This is a genomic window from Pseudorhodoplanes sp. (assembly GCF_050250235.1).
GTDB lineage: Bacteria > Pseudomonadota > Alphaproteobacteria > Rhizobiales > Xanthobacteraceae > Pseudorhodoplanes.
In genome coordinates this window covers 39,916-58,102 of sequence record NZ_JBFWPA010000037.1, presented here as the reverse complement: position 1 = coordinate 58,102, position 18,187 = coordinate 39,916, and the positions used below count along the sequence as shown (strand labels likewise).

The window sequence follows — 18,187 nt, the reverse complement described above, 5'->3', positions numbered from 1 at the left end:
AATGACCTCGGCACCGAGCGCTGCGGTACGCTCGCGCTTCGGCCGCGGCGAATCTGACGCCATGACGATGACCGCGGGCATGCCGAGTCGCTTCGCCGCGGCCGCGACCCCCTGTGCATGGTTGCCGGACGAATAGGCCACGACTCCCGCGGCGCGCCGCGCCGACGGAATCGAGACGCAGCAATTATAGGCGCCGCGGAACTTGAACGAGCCCATGCGCTGCAGTGTTTCGGCCTTGAGATAGACGCTCGCCCCCACCCTTTCGTCAAGCAGCGGCGAACGGATCAACGGGGTTCGCACCGCAACGCCCGCGATCCGGCCGGCCGCGGTTTCGATATCGAGGGGGCTTACGGCGTTCATGACCCAAAGTTAGCGCGGGCCGGGCGCAATTCAATCATCTGCCTGCGCATCCCACAGCGCCTCCAGGCGCCGGCGGAACACTTTCGGCGGCTCGGCAAACAACCGGATCGCCAGGCGCCGCGCCGCCTGGACGTGATCGGCCTGCCGGTGGGCCACGATCGGGGCCAGTTTCGAGCGCCAATGCGCAAGCGGCTGATGCGGTCCGGCCTTGGCGGCGAGCATTTCCAGGTCCTGATACTTGCCAAGCCGGGTGCGCAGACGCTGGGTCTCGTCCACCCACAACCGTCCGAGCCGCGGCCAGACCGGCTCGATCAGTTCCATCTGATAGCGGTGCTCCACCACCCTGCGGCGCAATTCGTGCAAGTCTTCCCCGTCCACCTCGTTCCAGTTGCGCGGGATGCAGCGGCGTGCCCGCCGGTAGGTGGTGGTGAGCATGTCGGCGAGGTCCGCAAAGGTGAGCGGATCGAGGTTCCATTGCGACACCTGCCAGGCCGCGGCAGTGAGATAGTCCGAGAGACCTTGCTGGATATCGTCGGTCCAGATGTTGCGCTCGTTCTCGACGCGCAAAGCGTCAAGCCGGCTCCGGATGGTCACCAGCGAGCGTGCCGGCAGCGCGATCGGCAGATCATGGCAGGCTTCGGTCGCATCCTGAAAGGCGTCGATGGCCGACTGGGCGTCGCGTGCGACGGTCAGCCTGCGCGCGAGATCGCGCGCCTGAAAGCGCAAAGCCTGCCCGGTTTCGCCCAGATGCGGCGCCAGCATGCGAAGGAATGCGCGCCAGCGCTTCAGCGCGCGCCGGATGTCGTGGACCTTGGTCGTGGAATCGCGGGCGGGATCCGTCAGGATCTGGCGGGCCTCGGCCACAGCGGCGGCCGCAAGATCGCGCAGGGCGGCGCCCACCGGCTCACCGGGCTTCAGCGCGGTCGACGCACTCATCGAGGAATCACTCTGGTCGCCGGGGACAGGACTTTTGAGTGGGACCTTAGCCTGCCGGGGCTTCTGAGTTCCAGCCATCAGGCCGCCCGAACCTCGGTCAGTTCGGGGATTTCCACGGATGGGGTCTCGTGGACCCAGTGAATGATCTCCAGCCGGCCGTCCGGGTGCTCGGCAATGGCCGTGCAGCTTTCGACCCAGTCCCCGCAATTCACGTAGCGGATGCCGAAATCGTCGTGGATCGCGGCGTGATGGATGTGGCCGCAGATGATGCCCTGCGCGTCATGCTTCCTGGCGTCGGCCGCGAGCGCGCGCTCGTATTCGCCGATATAGGACACCGCGTTCTTGACCTTCAGCTTGGCCCATTGCGACAGCGACCAATAGCCGAGCCCGAGCGAGCGGCGTATCGCATTGAACAGCCGGTTGAGCGTCAGCGCGAAATCATAGGCCTTGTCGCCGAGCAGCGCGAGCCAGCGCGCCTGTGTCACGACAAGGTCGAAATGGTCGCCATGCACCACCAGATAGGTGCGCCCGTCGGCGCCCTTGTGCACCGCATGCTCGACCACGTCGATGCCGCCGAAATGGGTGCCATAATAGCCGCGCAGGAACTCGTCGTGGTTCCCCGGAGTATAGACCATCCGGGTTCCCTTGCGGGCCTTGCGCAACAGCTTCTGGACCACGTCGTTGTGGGATTGCGGCCAGTACCAGCTGGATTTGAGCGCCCAGCCATCGACGATATCGCCGACCAGATAGACCGTGTCGGCATCGTGGTAGCGGAGGAAGTCGAGCAGCTTGCCGGCCTGACAGCCGCGGGCGCCCAGGTGGATGTCGGATATGAAGAGCGCGCGGAAGTGTCGCGGCCGAGGTGGTGTCATCAGCACGTTGAATGCCGTTCAATGACTCGCTGTCGGCTTCGTCCCACATTGTCATTGCCGTTTGATGACAAGGGCCTGTGCCGCTTGCTTGAGACTCGTCATCAGCATGTCACTGCATCCGGGCATGGTGCATCAAATGAGCTTCGCGATCCTTGCCTTGACGCTGTTTGTGGCGATCAGCCTCGCGCTCCATCTGGTCAGCGTTGCCGTTGCCATTCGCAAATGCCGGCCGGGGGGACCGTGTCTTGATGCTTCCCCGGACTCGCCGTCCGTCAGTATCGTGCTTCCGGTCTGCGGCCTCGACAATTACCTCGAGGACACGTTGCGCTCGGCGTTCCGGCTCGACTATCCGCGCTATGAGCTGATTTTCTGTCTGGCGCGGCCGGATGACCCCGCAGCACCGCTGGTGCGCAGGCTGATGGCCGACCATCCCTGGATCGATGCGCGGCTGCTGGTCGGCGACGAACGCATCAGCGACAATCCCAAGCTCAACAACGTGTTCAAGGGCTGGCGCGAGGCGGTTTATCCCTTCGTGTCGATCTGCGACAGCAACGTGCTGCTGCCGCGCGACTATATCCAGCGTCTTCTCGCGAAATTCGATGCGGATACCGGCCTGGTTTGCTCGCCGCCGGTCGGCTGCCGGCCGGACGGATTTTTTGCCGAAGTCGAATGCGCCATGCTCAACAATTACCAGGCGCGATGGCAATGTTTCGCCGATTTTCTCGGCCTCGGCTTTGCGCAGGGCAAGACCCTGTTCTGGCGCAAGAACGACCTCGAAAGCGCCGGCGGCATCCGCGCATTGGGCGCCGAATCGGCGGAGGACGCCGCCTGCACCAAGATCGTCCGCAGCCTCGGCCGGCGGGTGCGGCTGATGGAGCCCCCGGTGCGCCAGCCGCTCGGGATGCGGCGCGCCATCGATGTGTGGAATCGCCAGCGGCGCTGGGCACGGCTGCGGCGGGCGAGCTTTCCATTCTACTTTTCCCTCGAGATCCTGTCCGGTTCCCTTGCACCGCTCGCGGCGCTGATCGCGGCCGCATCACTCGCGGGACTGCCGGCCCTGCCGCTGGCGCTCGGCCTCCTCGCGGTCTGGTATAGCGCCGAATGGCTGCTGTCGGTGAAGGCAGGCTGGCACCATTCCCGCCGGTCGCTCGCGACATTCCTGCTGCGCGACGCGATGCTCCCGGTGCTCTACGTCAATGCCTGGCTCGGCCGCGGCTTCGAATGGCGCGGTCATGACATGCGCGCGGCCGAGGGCGCCAGGCTGTCGTAGCAACTTCCGGCACGCTTTCATCTTTCGACTTGTCATGTCCCGCGCAGGCGGGGCATCCAGTGGGTACGGCCTTGACCAATGGGTTGCCCGCTTTCGCGGGCGATGACACGGAGAAGCGGGATGAATTTCGGAATTGCCGGCCGCAAGGCGATCGTCTGCGCGTCGAGCCGGGGGCTGGGCTATGGCTGCGCGCTGGCGCTTGCCCAGGAAGGCTGCGAGGTCGTGATCAACGGCCGAGACGAGACGCGGCTCGCGGCGGCGGCGGACGAGATCGCCAAGGCGAGCGGAGCAATCATCATCCCCGTGGCCGCCGATGTCGCGACGCCGGACGGTCAGAAGGCGCTGTTCGCGGCCTGCCCGGAGCCCGACATCCTGGTCAACAACAATGCCGGCCCGCCGATGCGCGACTTCCGCGAATTGTCGCGCGAGCAGATCATCGACGGCGTGGTCGCCAACATGGTGGTCGCAATCGAGCTGATCCAGAAAGCGATCGACCCGATGATGGCGAAGAAGTTCGGCCGCATCGTCAACATCACCTCGGCGACCGTGAAAGCGCCGCTGGCCGGCCTCGACCTGTCATCGGGGGCGCGCGCGGGGTTGACCGCATTTCTCGCCGGCGTGGCGCGCTCGGTCGCGGCTTCGAACGTGACGATCAACTTCATTCTGCCCGGCTCCTTCGACACCGACCGGCTGGTGTCCAACATCGAAGGCAATGCCAAACGTCAGAACGTGTCCTTCGAGCAGGCCCGTACCAACCGAATAAACGGCGTTCCGGCCAAGCGCTTCGGCACCAAGGAGGAATTCGGCGCGACCTGCGCGTTCCTGTGTTCGCAGCAGGCGGGCTATATCACCGGGCAGAATATCCTGATCGACGGCGGCGTCTATCCGGCGGCGTTTTGACCTGTACGGCGGTCAGTCCGCCGGCACGATCATCTTGCCGATCGGCCACAGCGCGATACCGGCAAGTTTCAGATGCGCCCATGCGAACGGGATTCCGATGATGGTGATGGCGAGTCCCACCGCCGTGATCAGATGCGCCAGTGCCAGCCACCATCCCGCCAGCACCAGCCAGATGATGTTGCCGATCGTCCCGAACCCGCTGGTACCGACATCCTCGCGGCCCAGATAGTCATCACGCGACACCGCCTTCTGGCCGAACGGCAGGAGGGTATAGAAGCCGATATTGAAGGCTGCCCGCGCCCAGGGGAGGCCGATGATGGTAATCGCCATGATGATGGCGGCGATCCACCAGCCGATGGCCATCCACAGGCCGCCGAACACGATCCACAGGACATTGAGCAGTACGGATAGCAGCGGCATTTGCGGTCTCCGAAGCGCGCGCGAATGCCGCTCCCGACACTAACATTTAGTACGCGGCGCCAAGTTTCAAGCCGCTCGCCCCGCGCGTCAGTCAAAAATCGCGGTCCGCTACGCCTCCTCAAAAGGAAACGGGCCGGCGCAATGCCGGCCCGTACCAGGAAGCGCCCGATCCGCCTCCCTAAACGAACGTGAAGTCGTTGTCGTGCAGGAGCCCGATATCCTTGACCTTCAGCAAGATCGAGTCCGCACCCGCGACGATGGTCAGCGTATTGCCGTTATCAATGGTCGCGGCGCGTACCGCATCGGCATCGGCAAAGATCGAGGCATCGAATTCAATGATATCCCCGCCGCCCAGATTCAGGCCCCGGAAATCCTTGATCTCGTCGTCGCCAAAGCCCGGACGGAACACGAAGGTATCGTTGTCCTTGCCGCCTTCCAGAAAATCGTCACCGGCTCCGCCTTCCAGAATGTCGTCGCCGTCGCCGCCTTTCAGCCGATCGTTGCCGTCGCCGCCAAGCAGCGTGTCGTTGTCCTTGCCGCCATCGAGGGTATCGTCACCGCCGCTTCCGTCGAGCGTATCGTCCCCGCCGCTGCCGGCCAGCTTGTTGTCGCCGTCGTTGCCGGTGATGACGTTGTCTTCATTGTTGCCGGTGCCTTTGAGGTCGGCGTCGCCGGTGAGGATCAGGTTTTCAACGAACTTCGGCAGCTTGAAGCTGATGGATGTCTCGACGGTGTCGGTCCCTTCGCCTTCGGCTTCGATCACCTTGCTTCCCTTGTTTCCGACGATGTAGGTGTCGTCGCCCTCGCCTCCCGTCATCTTGTGCTTGCCGAGGCTGCCGTCGAGCGTATCGTCGCCGATGCCACCGTTGAGGGCTTCCTTCTCGTCGGTACCCACGATCGGAGCCGAGGCAAACACGTCCTCCTCGCGCTGCATAAGGTTCTGGATGCGGGTATCCTCGCTGATCGGCGTATCGGCCTCGTCGAAGGCGTCCTCCGGCGTCCCGTGGAACGCCTGCATGAATTGCGCCAGCGCGTCCTGCTCGCCAAGCGCGTTGCCGGGCTGAACCGCCGTGAAGTCGAGCGACTCATCCACCGGCGCGGACAGCGTTCCGTCTTCGAGAATGAAGCGGAAGTTCGATCCGTTGGCCTTGGCGGGGTAGCCGTCGCCGCCATTGGCGGTGAAGCTCAACGTCACCACCGTGATGACTGCTGGCACACCGGCCAGCAATACACCGTCGTCAAAGAGCTTGGCGACGATCTGGCCGTTTTCGTCGACCAGAGCGATGTCGGACACCCGGCTCCCCGGGGCCCCGGTCGGATCGAACGAGAACTTCACGCCACCAATCTGCGGAAAGCGGCCCTGATTGCCGTAGCTCGCGACGCCATGTTCGAGCAGCGCTTTCAGGCCCTCGGCCGTGGTGTCGAAGGCCATCAGCTTGTTGTCGAAGCGCAGCGAATTCTCGATATCGAGCTGCGACACTCCGCCTTCCGGCTTGATGCCCGGATTTTCGCCGGGGGGCAGCTTGTCGATTTCGCCGGTCACCGGATCGGGCAGCGAAAGCGAGCCGATCTGCGCACGGATGCCGCCGCCATTCTTCAGCGAGACGACGAACGCGTCGTCCGAGCCACTCGCCTGCTTGAAGGCGAACGCATTGGCGTCCGCGCTCAGATTGCCAAGGTTGGTTTCCTCGTTGCGCACGAACGCGCGTTCGCCCTCCAGATACACGTCGGTGAAGCCGGACACATTGCCGTCCTTGATGTTGATCACGGACTGCACGGCATCGGTCAGCAGCCTGACGTCGCCGCCCTTGGTCCCATCCGCAAAAGCCGTGGTGTCGAGATCGGCAACATCGACGCCCCAGGCCTCGGCAACATTCTCTTCGGTGGAAGCATAGGCGCCGTTGATCGGCTCATTGTCCGTGACACTGTCCAGGATGAGATCGCCATTGGCGTCGAAGTCGACAACCAGACGGCCCAGATAGGTGTATTCGTTGTCGGTATTGACGATCAGCGTGGTCTTGCCGTCGAGGTCGGTGACCCGCAATGGATAATCGCCCTGGAACACGTCTTCATGCCCGGGGAAGTCGACGGCGACGTCGTCATCGTCGCCGAGGCGGGTATTCGAGCCGGCCGCCAGAATGATGTCGACGCCGCGCAGCTTGGACGCCAGCAACTCCTCGTTTGCGATCTGCTGCAGATGCGCCATCAGGATGATCTTGTTGACGCCCTCCGCGATCATCTCGTCAATGATCGGCTGGAGTTGTGCCGCCAGCAGGTCCATGTCGTCGACTTCGCCGTTGGCGCCGGGTCCGGTCGGGAAGCCGTCCACTTCGGTGCCGCTCGGCGAGGAGATCGCTTCGAGGATCTGCGTGGTCGCGGCAAGCAGACCGATCTTCTCGCCGCCCTTCTCGATGACGGTTGCCGGAACGATCCGGCCCGCCATGGTGTCGGCCTCCGGCAGCAACGTCGCGGTCGGGTCGCCGGGCCCATCGAGCGTGTCGGTGAAGCGCGGGTTGAGCGCGCTGTCGCCTGAGAAGTCGAGATTGGCGGACATATAGGGGAAGGCCGCGCCCACCCAGCCGCCGCCGGGCGTGAAGGTCGACGCAAAGGTGTTCGAACCCAGATCGAATTCGTGATTGCCGATGGTCGACGCCTCGACGCCGATGATGTTGTGGATCGCGATGTCAACGGCGCCGATCGGCACCGTGCTGCCGATGTTCGAGCCGGTGGTGGCGTTGATCGCGGCCGCCACACTCGGATCGGTACCGCCCGCAAGGAACGGACCCGGCAGGAAATTGTCGCCGCCGGCCAGAATGAGCGTGTTCGAGAAGTCGTCGTCGAAGGCATCGACCAGCGCCGCGAGATTGGGCGCGGTGGTGGAGGCCAGCAGGCCCGCTTCGCCGTCGGCGAGGTGGAGCAATTGCAGCGTATAACGCTGCGGCTCGATCTCGAACACCTCGACCGAACCCGAGATTTCGTTCGTGGTCAGCAGCAGATTCTTGCCGTTCGGCCTGTCGGCCGCTTCGATGAACTGCACCGTCTCCGGCCCGAGGTGAATGGTGGACGACGGCAGATAGGTGGTGAATTCGGCACTGTCGGGATCGGTCACGTCATAGACCATCACCCCGCCCTGCCGCTCCAGCGCGACGAAGGCATAGAATCGCCCGCCGAGATTGCCGATCGTGATGCCTTCCGGCTCGCCGGCCTTGTCGTCGGACCGGGCATCGAAGGTTTCGTCGTCGCCGGTCTGGTTGTTGTTGAACAGTTCCGGAAACCGGTCGGCGATGATCTTCTCGAACTCGCCGCCGCTTTCGAAAACCTTGACGACGTCGCCGTCGGCCTCCTGCCTGAAGATGGTGAAACCACGACCGCCGAAGGTCACGATCTCTTCGACGATACCGTCATTGTCCGGATCGCTGTCATAGGTCGACACGTTGAGACGGCCGGCATTGTTGTCGTTATCGAGCGCGGGCTGTCCCTCCGGCGTCACGATCGACGGATCGAGGCCGTCGAAGTCCTTGAGCCGCTGCACGTCGCTGTCGTCGCTGCGCGCGTCGCCCTCGTTGGCGGTAGCAAAATAGGTGGTGCCGCCCGCGGTCCAGGTTGCGATCGCGTCGGGCATCAAGAGGCCCTTGATCGGCGCGGTGTGCAGGAAGATGGCGCCGTCGTTGCCGTCCCCGTCGCGATCGGAATAATCGCCCTCGTTGCCGGCCAGGCTATGATCGACGGTGCCGAGCGGCACGAAGCGCTCCAGCACCGGCGTGGTGCCGGTGATGTCGAATTGCGCGACGGTGTTCGCCTCCTGCAGCGACACGAAGGCCTTGGTTCCGTCCTTCGAGATCGTGATGTATTCCGGCTCCAGATCGACCGAAGCGTCCTTGCCGGGGGTGATGCGGACCCCCTGGTCCCGCAGGGCCTGTTCCTGCCCGTCGAGCACGCCGAAGCCCGTGGTCTGGACGGTCGCATTGGCGACGCCGTTCGACAGATCGATCAGCGAGACCGAGCCCGCCGCGTCGATCGCGCCGTCGCGCTCGCCCTCGTTGGCGACAAGGAGCTTCTGCCCGTCGGCTGTGAAGACCACCATGTCCGGCAGCGCGCCGACTTCGACCACCTTCAGAAGTGCGCCGTCGGCAGTGTCGACGAACACGACATTGCCGTTGTCGCTCTTGGGGTCGCTCTCGACCGCGACCGCGAGAACGCCGTTATGGACGGCGAGCGAATTCACTCCGCCGAACGATGGCACCAGGGAGGTCACGTCGATCGATCCCGTCATGACCGGCGCGGCCGGATTGGAGAAATCGACGATCTGAACCAGGCCCGCCGGATTGCCGGCGATTTCGGTATTGACCATCACGAAGAGCTGCTGGGTGGTCTTGTCATGGACCACGACTTCGGCGGTTGCCTCGCCAAGCCCAGAAAAATACGAACCGATCGAGGTGACATCGAGCGCGCCGGTTCCGGCCGGCGTTACGAGCGACCCCGCGAGCGTGGAATCGGCATTGTCCTGAATCGTGATGCCGTCGATCTGGATGGGCATGCGCGCTCCTCATGGGATTTGGCGAAAGGCGGGGGCCGGACGGGCCCCCTGCCCGCCAGCGGCGCGGATATGAGGAGCGCGCGGTGACAGAGCGATGACTGCGCCGTGACGGATCGGATTCCGTCCAAAAGCCGGACTGGCTTCGCACCGAAATCTGCAAACCGATCGATCGGGGCAGCGGAATGTTTACGCCGCCACGCTACCGTTCCGGCCATGAACCTGTTCGACGCCGCCGTGATCGGGGCGACACTGCTTGCCGTCATGATGGGTTACCGGTCGGGATTGCTGCGCAGTCTTGCGACCATCTTCGGCTATCTGCTGGCGGCACCCCTCGCCATCATCGCCGCGCCGAAACTCGCGCCGCTCGTCGCGGCGCAATCGTCGTCCACCACAGGCTCACCGAATCTGATGGTGTTCGCCGCGGTGTTTCTGGTCGCGGGTCTATTGACCGCCGCGCTGATGCGGAACGCCGTCAGCCTCGTTGTCGGCGATGACATCAGCATGCCGGATCGCGCCGCGGGAGCCGCGCTGGGCGCCATGCGCCTCCTGCTCCTCGCGGTGCTGATGGTGCTGATCTTCGATCGCATCATCCCGCCCAAGCAGGAGCCGCGCTGGCTCGCCCAGTCGCAACTGCGCCCGATCCTCGCCGCCGCTGGCGAAACCGGCATGCGCACGTTGCCGCCCGATGTCATCGCCCGGATCGACCGGATGAAGAAGGACCGCCGCATCTGAGGTCAGCGCCTCGTGCCACCCTCGGGCCGTCGCCGTGCCCCTTTTGTTCACATTTTCCGGTAGACTTGCCCAAGTGATTCGCTCGACGCACCTGGGAGCCGGTTCCGCTATGAAGAATGCAGGTCTGTTCGTCTGCAGCGGTGTCACAGCCGGGGATGGCTGCGGCGTTGAACTCACGATGGTCGAGCTCAGGCTCCATGACGGCCGCTGCGAGCATTGCGCGCTCGACTGGGACGAGCGGGTGCGCGCCTGGCGCTTCGGTTGCGCCGACGCCGACCTCGACGCGCATTTCGCCGATGGGCCGCCCCTCAGGCGGAATGCACCGGTCCAGCCGCGCCGGGCCAAGGCCGCCTGAGTTTACTTGTTACGCCGCCGCCGTTGCGGTTTCGGGTGTCGGCAGCCGCGACGGCAGACAGGCCGTCACCAGGAAGATCGCGGCCGCCGCTCCGGCCATCAGGCGGAACAGCGCATCGAAGCCGTGATTCTCGTACACATAGGCGATCAGCGGCAAGGACAGCGCGAGCACGCTGAAGGCCAGCACATAGCGGACGCCGTAAATGCGCGCACGCGCAGGTCCGCTGGCCATCTTGCCGATCATGAAATCGTTGATCGGGATCTGCCCGAATGCGCCGAACATGAAACCGAGCGCCGCCGCAAACGCCCAGATATCCGTCAGGCCCGGCATGATCGTGAAGAACACGATCTGGATCGCCGCCGCGCACAGGAACACGATGCGCGGCCCGTATTTGTCCAGCATCGAGCCGACCACAAGCTGAGCCATCGAGGCGACTGCGAACACCAGGAAGGTCAGCGCGCCCAGCGTCGTGGCGATGTCGAGGCCACCGGCCGGCGCACCGGACGACAGCCAGGCTGTCACGTTCTTCGCCATGCCCTGGATGCGCTCGTCGAAAATCTTCGGCAATGCGAATGTCGTGGCCTGGAAGATCAGGCTCGAAATCGCGGTGGTCGCGAACACGATGATCGAGATTCGCCACAGCAGCGCCTTGTAATCGACCGACATCGGCGGCGCGGCCACGGCCGCGCCCGAAGCATGCGGGGCGCGGTACGTGATCGCGGACCATTCATGCGCGGCATAAAGGATACCGATCACGATCGACACGACGCCGGGCACCGCGAAAGCCGAGCGCCAGCCGCCGTGATCGATGAAATAGCCGGTGACCAGGGCCGCGCTGGCGACGCCGAGATTGCCCCAGACGCCGTTTACGGCCAGCCGCATGCCGGTATTCTTCCAGCGCTGCGTGACGATCGCGAGGCCAACCGGATGATAGATCGCGGCGAAAACGCCAATGAAGAACAGCCCGATGCCGACCTGCAGCGGCGACTGCGCAAGCGCGGTGGCGACCGAAGACAGGCCGATGCCGACAAAGAACATCGCCACCATGCCTTCGCGACTCCACTTGTCCGCGATCCATCCCGCCGGCAGCGCGAACAGCCCGAACGCAAGGAAGCCCGGTGTGGCGTATTTGAGCAGATCCGAATAGCTGACGCCCCATTCGCGGGTCAGCGCCAGCGCCGCCACGGTCGCAAAGATCAACGTGAACATGTGGTCGAGGAAGTGACCGACATTCAGGAAGAGAAAGTGACGGCTGTCCCGATTCATGGTGGCCCCGGCGGGTTGAGGCCCACATTTAGACTGGCCCTAATGGAATGTCATGCCAGTCTTCGTCGCGTTTGGGCCAACGAGGCCGGATTTCGAGCATACACTGCGAAAATGCCACGTGAGCAATTGCCCATGAGAATCCTGCGATCGGACAGACGGACCGGGTGGCTATCCGTCATCGCGCTGTCGCTTGCCTGTCTGGCATCGCCCGGCGCGGCCGCCGACCCGGTGCTGACCGTCGCCATCGGCGGCGAGACTCGGACCTTCTCCCGCGACGCGCTGCTGGCGCGGCCCGACGTGAGCGACGTCGATATCCCCGCCGATATTGCCTATGGCCGCCCGATGCGGTTTCGCGCCGTCCCGCTGGCCACCCTGCTCGCGCCGTTTCGCGCGCCGGCCGACAGCGTGATCGAGACCGTGGCGCTCGACGGCTTCGCGGCACATCTGCCGGTCGATCTCGTCAGCAATACCGATCCGAACAAGGCGATCGGCTGGCTCGCCATTGAACCCGCCGATGCGCCATGGCCGGCGGTTCCCGGCAAGCAGAGCAGCGCCGGTCCGTTCTACATCGTGTGGACAGGTGCACAGGCACGGTCGGTCCGCAGCGAGCAATGGCCGTATCAGCTCGCGAAGCTCGAAAGCCAGCTCTCGCCCCTCGCGCGCTGGCCGCAGCTAGGCGTCGATCCCGCCTTACCGGCGACGCACGAGGCACGCGCCGGAGCGACTCTGTTCATCACGCAATGCCTGCCCTGTCACATGGTGGACGGCGCCGGTGCGAGCGATGTCGGTCCCGATCTGAACGCGCCGATGAACCCGACGGCATACATGACGCGCGCCGGACTGCACGCGCTGATCCGCGACCCGAAATCGGTACGCAGCTGGCCGACGCAGATCATGCCGGGCTTTGCCGAGGATCAGATGAGCGACCGCGATATCGATGCGGTGATCTCCTATCTCGCGCATATCGCGGGACGGAAGGGAAAATGAACCCCTCGATCCGTTGAGAAAAAGCCGCACGGCAGTTGGAGACTACCGGAATTCGCAACGATCAGAAGGTCCTTGCCTTCGGTTGTCGCCCAGGCGACTGACCTCGCCACCGCTTCGCGGGGGAAGGATCATCAAGTGGCAACGCCATGCAAGATCACTCTCCTATCCCTTCCCGATATTTCTTCCACGCTGCGATCAGTCCGCTCACGTCCGCCGGATGTCCCTCATGGATCACACAATCGCCGGGAATCGTCACCCAGGGCTGCGCGCTCTTCGTCCAGATATGCCCGACCGGACGCAGCCAGCGGGTATCGTCAAGGGTACCCGGTTTGACGATCGAGACCGTGTCGTTCGCAGTCGGATGATTGACCGGCCTTACACCGCAGGCTTCGCACATGTCGCTGGCGATGGTGCGGCCCGAGTCCGCACTCCGCGTCCAGCGCCGCGGCGTTCCCCGCGTGTAGACCAGCGCCGGACGCGGCACCATCACCGACATCCCGAACGCCGAACCCGATTGCCGCTGGCATTCGCCACAATGGCAGACATAGACCGTCAGCGGCTCGGCGCGAATTTCATATCGCAATGCGCCGCACTGGCAACCTCCGCTCAGCGGCAGTTTCATGTGTCGCACCTTGTCGCTCGCGGACGGGCCGCTACTATGCGCGGCCTAGTGCCCGGTTTCCGAAGTTCGTGATCCGTCTCAGCAATCTCATACACGAACTTCGGAAACCAAGGGGGCACTAGCAAGTCTATGATTCCAGTGTCGCTTTCGATTTGACGTTCCCGACGGAAGCTTGCGGCAGGCGGTGCAGGAACTTCAAATCGGCGGCACCAGGGAAAGCCCATGACTGAAAGCATGATACCAAGTCAACGCACCGAATATTCCGCGATTGTGGACCGCCCGCCGCTGAAGCTGCCCGGCGGCGCACGCATGGTGGTCTGGACCATCGTCAATCTCGAAGTCTGGGACATCGGCCGCCCGATGGCACGCCAGGTGCTGCCCGCCCCGACCGGCCAGCCGATGCTGCCCGATGTGCCGAACTGGAGCTGGCACGAATACGGCATGCGGGTCGGCGTCTGGCGCTTCTTCGATCTGTATCGCCGGCTCGGCATCCGGCCGACCGTCTCGATCAATGCGCGGGTCTGCGAGGACTATCCCCGCGTCGCGCAGGAAGCGAAAGATGCGGGCTGGGAATTCATGGGCCACGCCTACGACCAGGGGCCGATCCACAAGGTCGAGGATCAGCGCGGCATGATTTTCCGCTCCTGCGACATCATCGAGCGATTTACCGGCAAGCGTCCGGTCGGCTGGCTCGGTCCCGGCCTGACCCAGACGCTGGATACGCCGGAATATCTGGCCGAGGCCGGCATCCGGTATATCGGCGACTGGGTCTATGACGACGAGCCGACCGTGATCCGCACCGGCAAGGGCCCGCTCGTCACCCTCCCCTATACGATGGAACTGAACGATATCCCGATGATGCTCGTTCAGCACCATGAGAGCGACCATCTGCACAGGCGCGCGCTGGAAAGTTTCGAACGGCTCTATGCGGAGAGCGAGCACCGCGCCAAGTTCATGGCGATTGCGATCCATCCCTATATCAGCGGTCAGCCCTTCCGCATCGGGCCACTGGAGCGTATCTACGAGCATATCGGCAGGTTCGACGGTGTCCTGCACTGGAACGGCGAACAGATGCTCGACTGGTATGTCAAAACGGCGAATGTGACGTTCGGCAACACATAGAATTCGCCGCGTAAGGAAGACAGCAATGTTCATTGCGATGAATCGCTTTCAGGTGAAGAAGGGCTCGGAGCACGATTTCGAGCAAGTCTGGCTCACCCGTGACACCCATCTCGACCAGGTTCCGGGCTTCGTCGAGTTTCATCTGGTCAAGGGACCCGAGGCCGAGGATCACACGCTCTATGCCTCGCACACGGTCTGGCGCGACCGCGACGCCTTCGAGGCATGGACGAAGTCGGAAGCGTTCCGCAAGGCGCATGCGCGCGCCGGCAGCGAGAGCACCGGATCGCTCTATCTGGCGCATCCGAAGTTCGAGGGCTTCGAGGTGCGGCAGACGGTAAAGCCGCAGCGGGCGGCCTGAACTGCAGCGTTCGGACCCGAAGAGACCGGCGCGCTCCGGTATCGCGGTATTGCACCGATAGCGGCGCGCCTGGCGTCAGCGAAAGCGGACGTGGTTAACATCAGGATTCCCGCATCGCAATTCCGCCGCGATGTCAGCATCGCGGTCGTACCGCGCACATCGCAATATGGCCGCGGCGTGATTACTTTGCTGCGTTGGTTAACCGCGCGGCTCCCATGTCGAATGTGCTGCGAGCAACAGCAAACGCCTAACTGTTTGCACTGTCAGCAAAAACCTTTCGCCTCACTTGCGAAGCCGATGAGTTCCAATTCACGAAAGCGCGCTGCACTTGTCGGGATGGAAAATTTACTTGGCGAACAAGATGAGTTAACAATTCCTTACCTCAAATGCGGTGAGGCTTTAGGCAAATGGCGTACCTGTCTGTTGCGTCGCCCGGACTCGTGCAGAGTTCGCGTGAACGATCTCGCTCCGGCCGGCTCCGGCACTTGTTGAGCGCACGAGACCTCTCAATCGACGATGTCGACGATTTCTGTCTGGCGGCGGACGAGTTCGAGTCCGGTCTTGCGCCACGACAGCAATTGTTTGGTCGCACGATTGCGCTGCTGTTCTTCCAGTCGAGTACACGCACGCGACTGGGCTTTGAGTCCGCTGCGGTGGCGCTTGGCGCGCACTGCATCGGCATGGAAGACATGTCGGCATCGCGCACCAATGCCAGCATCGGCGAGTCCGTCGAAGACTGTGCGGCCGTGGTGTCCCGGCTGGCCGATGCGATCGTGGTGCGGCATCACGAATGCTCCGCCGCCGCGCGCATGGCCGCAACCTCGGTCGTCCCCGTGATCAACGCGGGTGACGGCTGGAACGAGCACCCCTCCCAGGCCCTGATCGACATCCATGCGATGCGGCGCGGTCTCGGAACGCTGCGCGGCAAGAGCATCGCATTCGGCGGCGACCCGCGCGGCCGCGTGGTACGCTCATTCATCCAGTTGCTTCGCTTCGAAGGACCGCGCGAGGTCGTTTTCTGTCCGCCGCCACACTACGAAATCCCGGGCGATCTCGCTTCGGCCCTCGCGGAGCATCAAGTCCGTCTCCGGGTCATCGCCGACATTGATACGGCGCTGGTTGAATGCGACGCGATCATGATGGCGCCCTACGATATGTCGGCGATCGGCGAACCGCCGGCGTCGGACTATGTCTCACCACATTTCACGCCGAAGCATTTCGCCATTACCGCCGAGAAGATCGAGCGGTTGCGGTCGACGGCCCTTCTCTACCATCCGCTGCCGCGTTTCGACGAGATCGACCCGTCGTGCGATTCCCTGCCGAACGCCATGTATTTCGAACAGGTCCGCCTCTCGAAATTCATGCGCATGGCGGTATTGCAGCGGTTATTGAACGCGAACTGACACGCGGCGAAGGTGGCGTTCCGGTCAGGACGCCACCTTCCGGCGCGCCTGACCAAGCGGGTCCAGCTTCGGCTTTGCAGTCATTGCGGGGAAGATCGGCTCCCGAATCAAACGGCGAAGTTTTCGCGCCGGAAGGGGCCTGCTGAACAGGAACCCCTGAATTGCATTGATTCCGAAGCTGCGCAGTCGTTCGAGCTGAACCTCGGTCTCGACGCCTTCAGCGACACATTCCATGCGAAGGTCGCGGGCGATCTGGGCCGTACCCGCAACGATTGCCGAGGTCCGCGGCGATTCATCGACTTTCTGCGAGAATTTGCGATCGATCTTGATCTTGGAGAACGGGAAATCGTTCAGATAGGACAGCGACGCAAATCCGGTTCCGAAATCGTCGAGCGAAATGCCGATCTTCATGGCGCGCAACTCCTCCAGAATGCCCAGCGTTGACGCGTTGTCATCGATCAGCACCGATTCTGTAATCTCCAGATCGAGGCGACTTGGCGAGAGCCCGCTTTCCAGGAGCGCGGCGCGCACGCGATCGACAATTTCGCGGCCGTGTCTGAACTGCACCGGTGACAGGTTCACCGATACCTTGATATCCGTGCTCCAGTGGGTCGCCTCCTGGCAGGCCTTGGTCAGGACCCACGATCCGATTGACATGATCAGGCCCGTCGCTTCCGCAATGGGGATGAAGACGTCGGGAGCGACCGGGCCGAGTTCGGGGTGGTTCCAGCGCAGCAGGGCCTCGCAACAAATCGCACGACCGGATCTCGGGTCGATGATCGGCTGATACGCAATATCGAGTTCGCCCCTGCCGAGAGCACGTTGCAGGTCGTGCTCCAGCGCAACACGATTTTCGTACTCGCGGGAGAGTTCGGCTGTGTATTCGACAATCTGGGCCCGCCCGCGCTTTTTTGCTTCGTAAAGTGCGAGGTCGGCGTCGCGCAGGAGCGCATCCATCGTGGAATCATGCTGTGCCAGGGCGCAGCCAATACTGGCCCCACAGATGCTGCGGGTCATCTCGAAGGCGAATGGATCGGAGAATTTCGCCAGAATTCGTCGCGCCACCGCGGCCATTTCGATGGCACGCGCACCGACCAGCATGACGAGGAATTCGTCACCGCCAATGCGAGAGACTTCATCGCCAGGACGCAGTGCCGAACGAATTCGCTCGGCCGCTTCCTTCAGGACTGCATCGCCGACCGGATGGCCGAGCGTGTCGTTGATGTCCTTGAAGCGGTCGAGATCGATGGCAATCAACGCAAGGTCGCTTCTGACGGGCGCAGTAAAACAATTTTCGAGCAGGCTGAGAAAAGCCGCGCGGTTCCAAAGTCCGGTAAGCGCATCCCGCTGTGCAAGGGTTTCGATCCGCCGAAACGCATGATGCCGCGAAACCAGATTGTCGTAGACGCTGCGGCAGATGACGATGGTGCCGACGTAAAGTGCGCCGATGAATATTGCGAGCACGAAGTGGGCGATATCGCCCCGCAGGATCAGCGCGAGCGTGAACGGTACGCAGGTGAAGCTGACCTGCCCGATGGTAATGAGCGGCCGGCTTGCGTTGCGGGATGACACGCCGGCGATATAGCCGATCACGCAGCAGCCAACGAGAATCTCGACATCGGTGCCGGGGTGGAATGTAATCGCATAGGCGCCGGCCACCCCGACCAGGCCGGAGAACGCCCAGGCGCCGAGAAGCGCGATCAGTTCCCACCGCTTCAGAGCCGCGATGTCGCCCGGATCATGCCTGACGCGGTGGTAGTGGCTCGCCGCCATGCTGCGCGCGACGCCGATCAGAAGGAAACCTGCGGCGATGAACGCGAAGACGAGATCGCCGCTCAGGCCATAAGCGACCGAGGTCACTGCGGAGGCGGCGGCAGTCGCAATGAATAACGGCTTCGCGGTACTCGTCGCGCCATAGAGCGCGCGGACGAGTTCGAAATGCAGAACCGGATCAGGGACCGATCCGTTCAGGCGGTCGAAGAACCGGGATATGGCAGCCGCGAGCCTCATGAATAAAGTCCGTTGGGCAGTCAGCCCAGCTTGAATT

Annotated in this window: 16 protein-coding genes; 8 read left to right on the top strand and 8 right to left on the bottom strand. The window is 63.5% G+C overall.

What is annotated here, in order from left to right:
- The 3 genes from AB7F49_RS17475 to AB7F49_RS17465 all read right to left on the bottom strand — a co-directional run.
- On the bottom strand, window positions 1–360 hold a 360-nt coding region (locus AB7F49_RS17475), incomplete at its 3' end, for a pyridoxal-phosphate dependent enzyme (RefSeq protein ID WP_428524574.1).
- A gap of 30 nt (window positions 361–390) precedes the next feature.
- Complete coding sequence (locus AB7F49_RS17470; protein ID WP_428524572.1) at window positions 391–1,296, bottom strand: CHAD domain-containing protein; 906 nt, start codon at window positions 1,294–1,296, stop codon at window positions 391–393.
- 77 nt (window positions 1,297–1,373) lie between these two features.
- The gene (locus AB7F49_RS17465; RefSeq protein ID WP_428524570.1) at window positions 1,374–2,168 is read right to left on the bottom strand and encodes a UDP-2,3-diacylglucosamine diphosphatase; all 795 of its coding nucleotides are present in this window, start codon (window positions 2,166–2,168) and stop codon (window positions 1,374–1,376) included.
- 106 nt (window positions 2,169–2,274) lie between these two features.
- On the opposite strand from AB7F49_RS17465, the gene AB7F49_RS17460 reads away from it, so the two are divergent.
- Entirely contained in the window at window positions 2,275–3,438 is a 1,164-nt protein-coding gene (locus AB7F49_RS17460; protein WP_428524568.1) for a glycosyltransferase, read from the top strand.
- Between the two features lie 120 nt (window positions 3,439–3,558).
- Window positions 3,559–4,338, top strand: a complete 780-nt coding sequence (locus AB7F49_RS17455; RefSeq protein ID WP_428524567.1) for an SDR family oxidoreductase — start codon at window positions 3,559–3,561, stop codon at window positions 4,336–4,338.
- A gap of 12 nt (window positions 4,339–4,350) precedes the next feature.
- Here the strand turns inward: AB7F49_RS17455 and AB7F49_RS17450 are convergent, their stop codons facing one another.
- Window positions 4,351–4,758 (bottom strand): YccF domain-containing protein, encoded by a 408-nt coding sequence (locus tag AB7F49_RS17450; protein WP_428524565.1) that lies wholly within the window; start codon window positions 4,756–4,758, stop codon window positions 4,351–4,353.
- Between the two features lie 178 nt (window positions 4,759–4,936).
- Complete coding sequence (locus tag AB7F49_RS17445; protein ID WP_428524563.1) at window positions 4,937–9,295, bottom strand: choice-of-anchor I family protein; 4,359 nt, start codon at window positions 9,293–9,295, stop codon at window positions 4,937–4,939.
- Window positions 9,296–9,508: 213 nt separating this feature from the next.
- Here AB7F49_RS17445 and AB7F49_RS17440 point away from each other — a divergent pair, with 213 nt between their 5' ends.
- Both AB7F49_RS17440 and AB7F49_RS17435 read left to right on the top strand, forming a co-directional pair.
- Entirely contained in the window at window positions 9,509–10,027 is a 519-nt protein-coding gene (locus AB7F49_RS17440) for a CvpA family protein (RefSeq protein ID WP_428524561.1), read from the top strand.
- 109 nt (window positions 10,028–10,136) lie between these two features.
- Window positions 10,137–10,382: a hypothetical protein gene (locus AB7F49_RS17435; RefSeq protein WP_428524559.1), complete on the top strand. Its 246-nt coding sequence runs from the start codon at window positions 10,137–10,139 to the stop codon at window positions 10,380–10,382.
- A 9-nt stretch (window positions 10,383–10,391) separates the two neighbouring features.
- On the opposite strand, the gene AB7F49_RS17430 is transcribed toward AB7F49_RS17435, so the two are convergent.
- Window positions 10,392–11,648: an MFS transporter gene (locus AB7F49_RS17430; RefSeq protein WP_428524557.1), complete on the bottom strand. Its 1,257-nt coding sequence runs from the start codon at window positions 11,646–11,648 to the stop codon at window positions 10,392–10,394.
- A gap of 132 nt (window positions 11,649–11,780) precedes the next feature.
- Here AB7F49_RS17430 and AB7F49_RS17425 point away from each other — a divergent pair, with 132 nt between their 5' ends.
- Entirely contained in the window at window positions 11,781–12,635 is an 855-nt protein-coding gene (locus tag AB7F49_RS17425; protein WP_428524555.1) for a c-type cytochrome, read from the top strand.
- Between the two features lie 154 nt (window positions 12,636–12,789).
- On the opposite strand, the gene AB7F49_RS17420 is transcribed toward AB7F49_RS17425, so the two are convergent.
- Window positions 12,790–13,257 carry a GFA family protein gene (locus AB7F49_RS17420; RefSeq protein WP_428524553.1) on the bottom strand — a complete coding sequence of 156 codons (468 nt, stop codon included), beginning with the start codon at window positions 13,255–13,257 and terminating at the stop codon, window positions 12,790–12,792.
- 222 nt (window positions 13,258–13,479) lie between these two features.
- On the opposite strand from AB7F49_RS17420, the gene AB7F49_RS17415 reads away from it, so the two are divergent.
- The 3 genes from AB7F49_RS17415 (at window position 13,480) to AB7F49_RS17405 (ending at window position 16,140) form a co-directional block, all read left to right on the top strand.
- Window positions 13,480–14,379, top strand: a complete 900-nt coding sequence (locus AB7F49_RS17415; protein WP_428524551.1) for a polysaccharide deacetylase family protein — start codon at window positions 13,480–13,482, stop codon at window positions 14,377–14,379.
- A 25-nt stretch (window positions 14,380–14,404) separates the two neighbouring features.
- Complete coding sequence (locus AB7F49_RS17410) at window positions 14,405–14,737, top strand: antibiotic biosynthesis monooxygenase family protein (RefSeq protein WP_428524549.1); 333 nt, start codon at window positions 14,405–14,407, stop codon at window positions 14,735–14,737.
- 488 nt (window positions 14,738–15,225) lie between these two features.
- Entirely contained in the window at window positions 15,226–16,140 is a 915-nt protein-coding gene (locus tag AB7F49_RS17405) for an aspartate/ornithine carbamoyltransferase family protein (RefSeq protein WP_428524547.1), read from the top strand.
- Window positions 16,141–16,164: 24 nt separating this feature from the next.
- Here the strand turns inward: AB7F49_RS17405 and AB7F49_RS17400 are convergent, their stop codons facing one another.
- Complete coding sequence (locus tag AB7F49_RS17400) at window positions 16,165–18,150, bottom strand: putative bifunctional diguanylate cyclase/phosphodiesterase (RefSeq protein WP_428524545.1); 1,986 nt, start codon at window positions 18,148–18,150, stop codon at window positions 16,165–16,167.
- Window positions 18,151–18,187 lie beyond the last annotated feature (37 nt).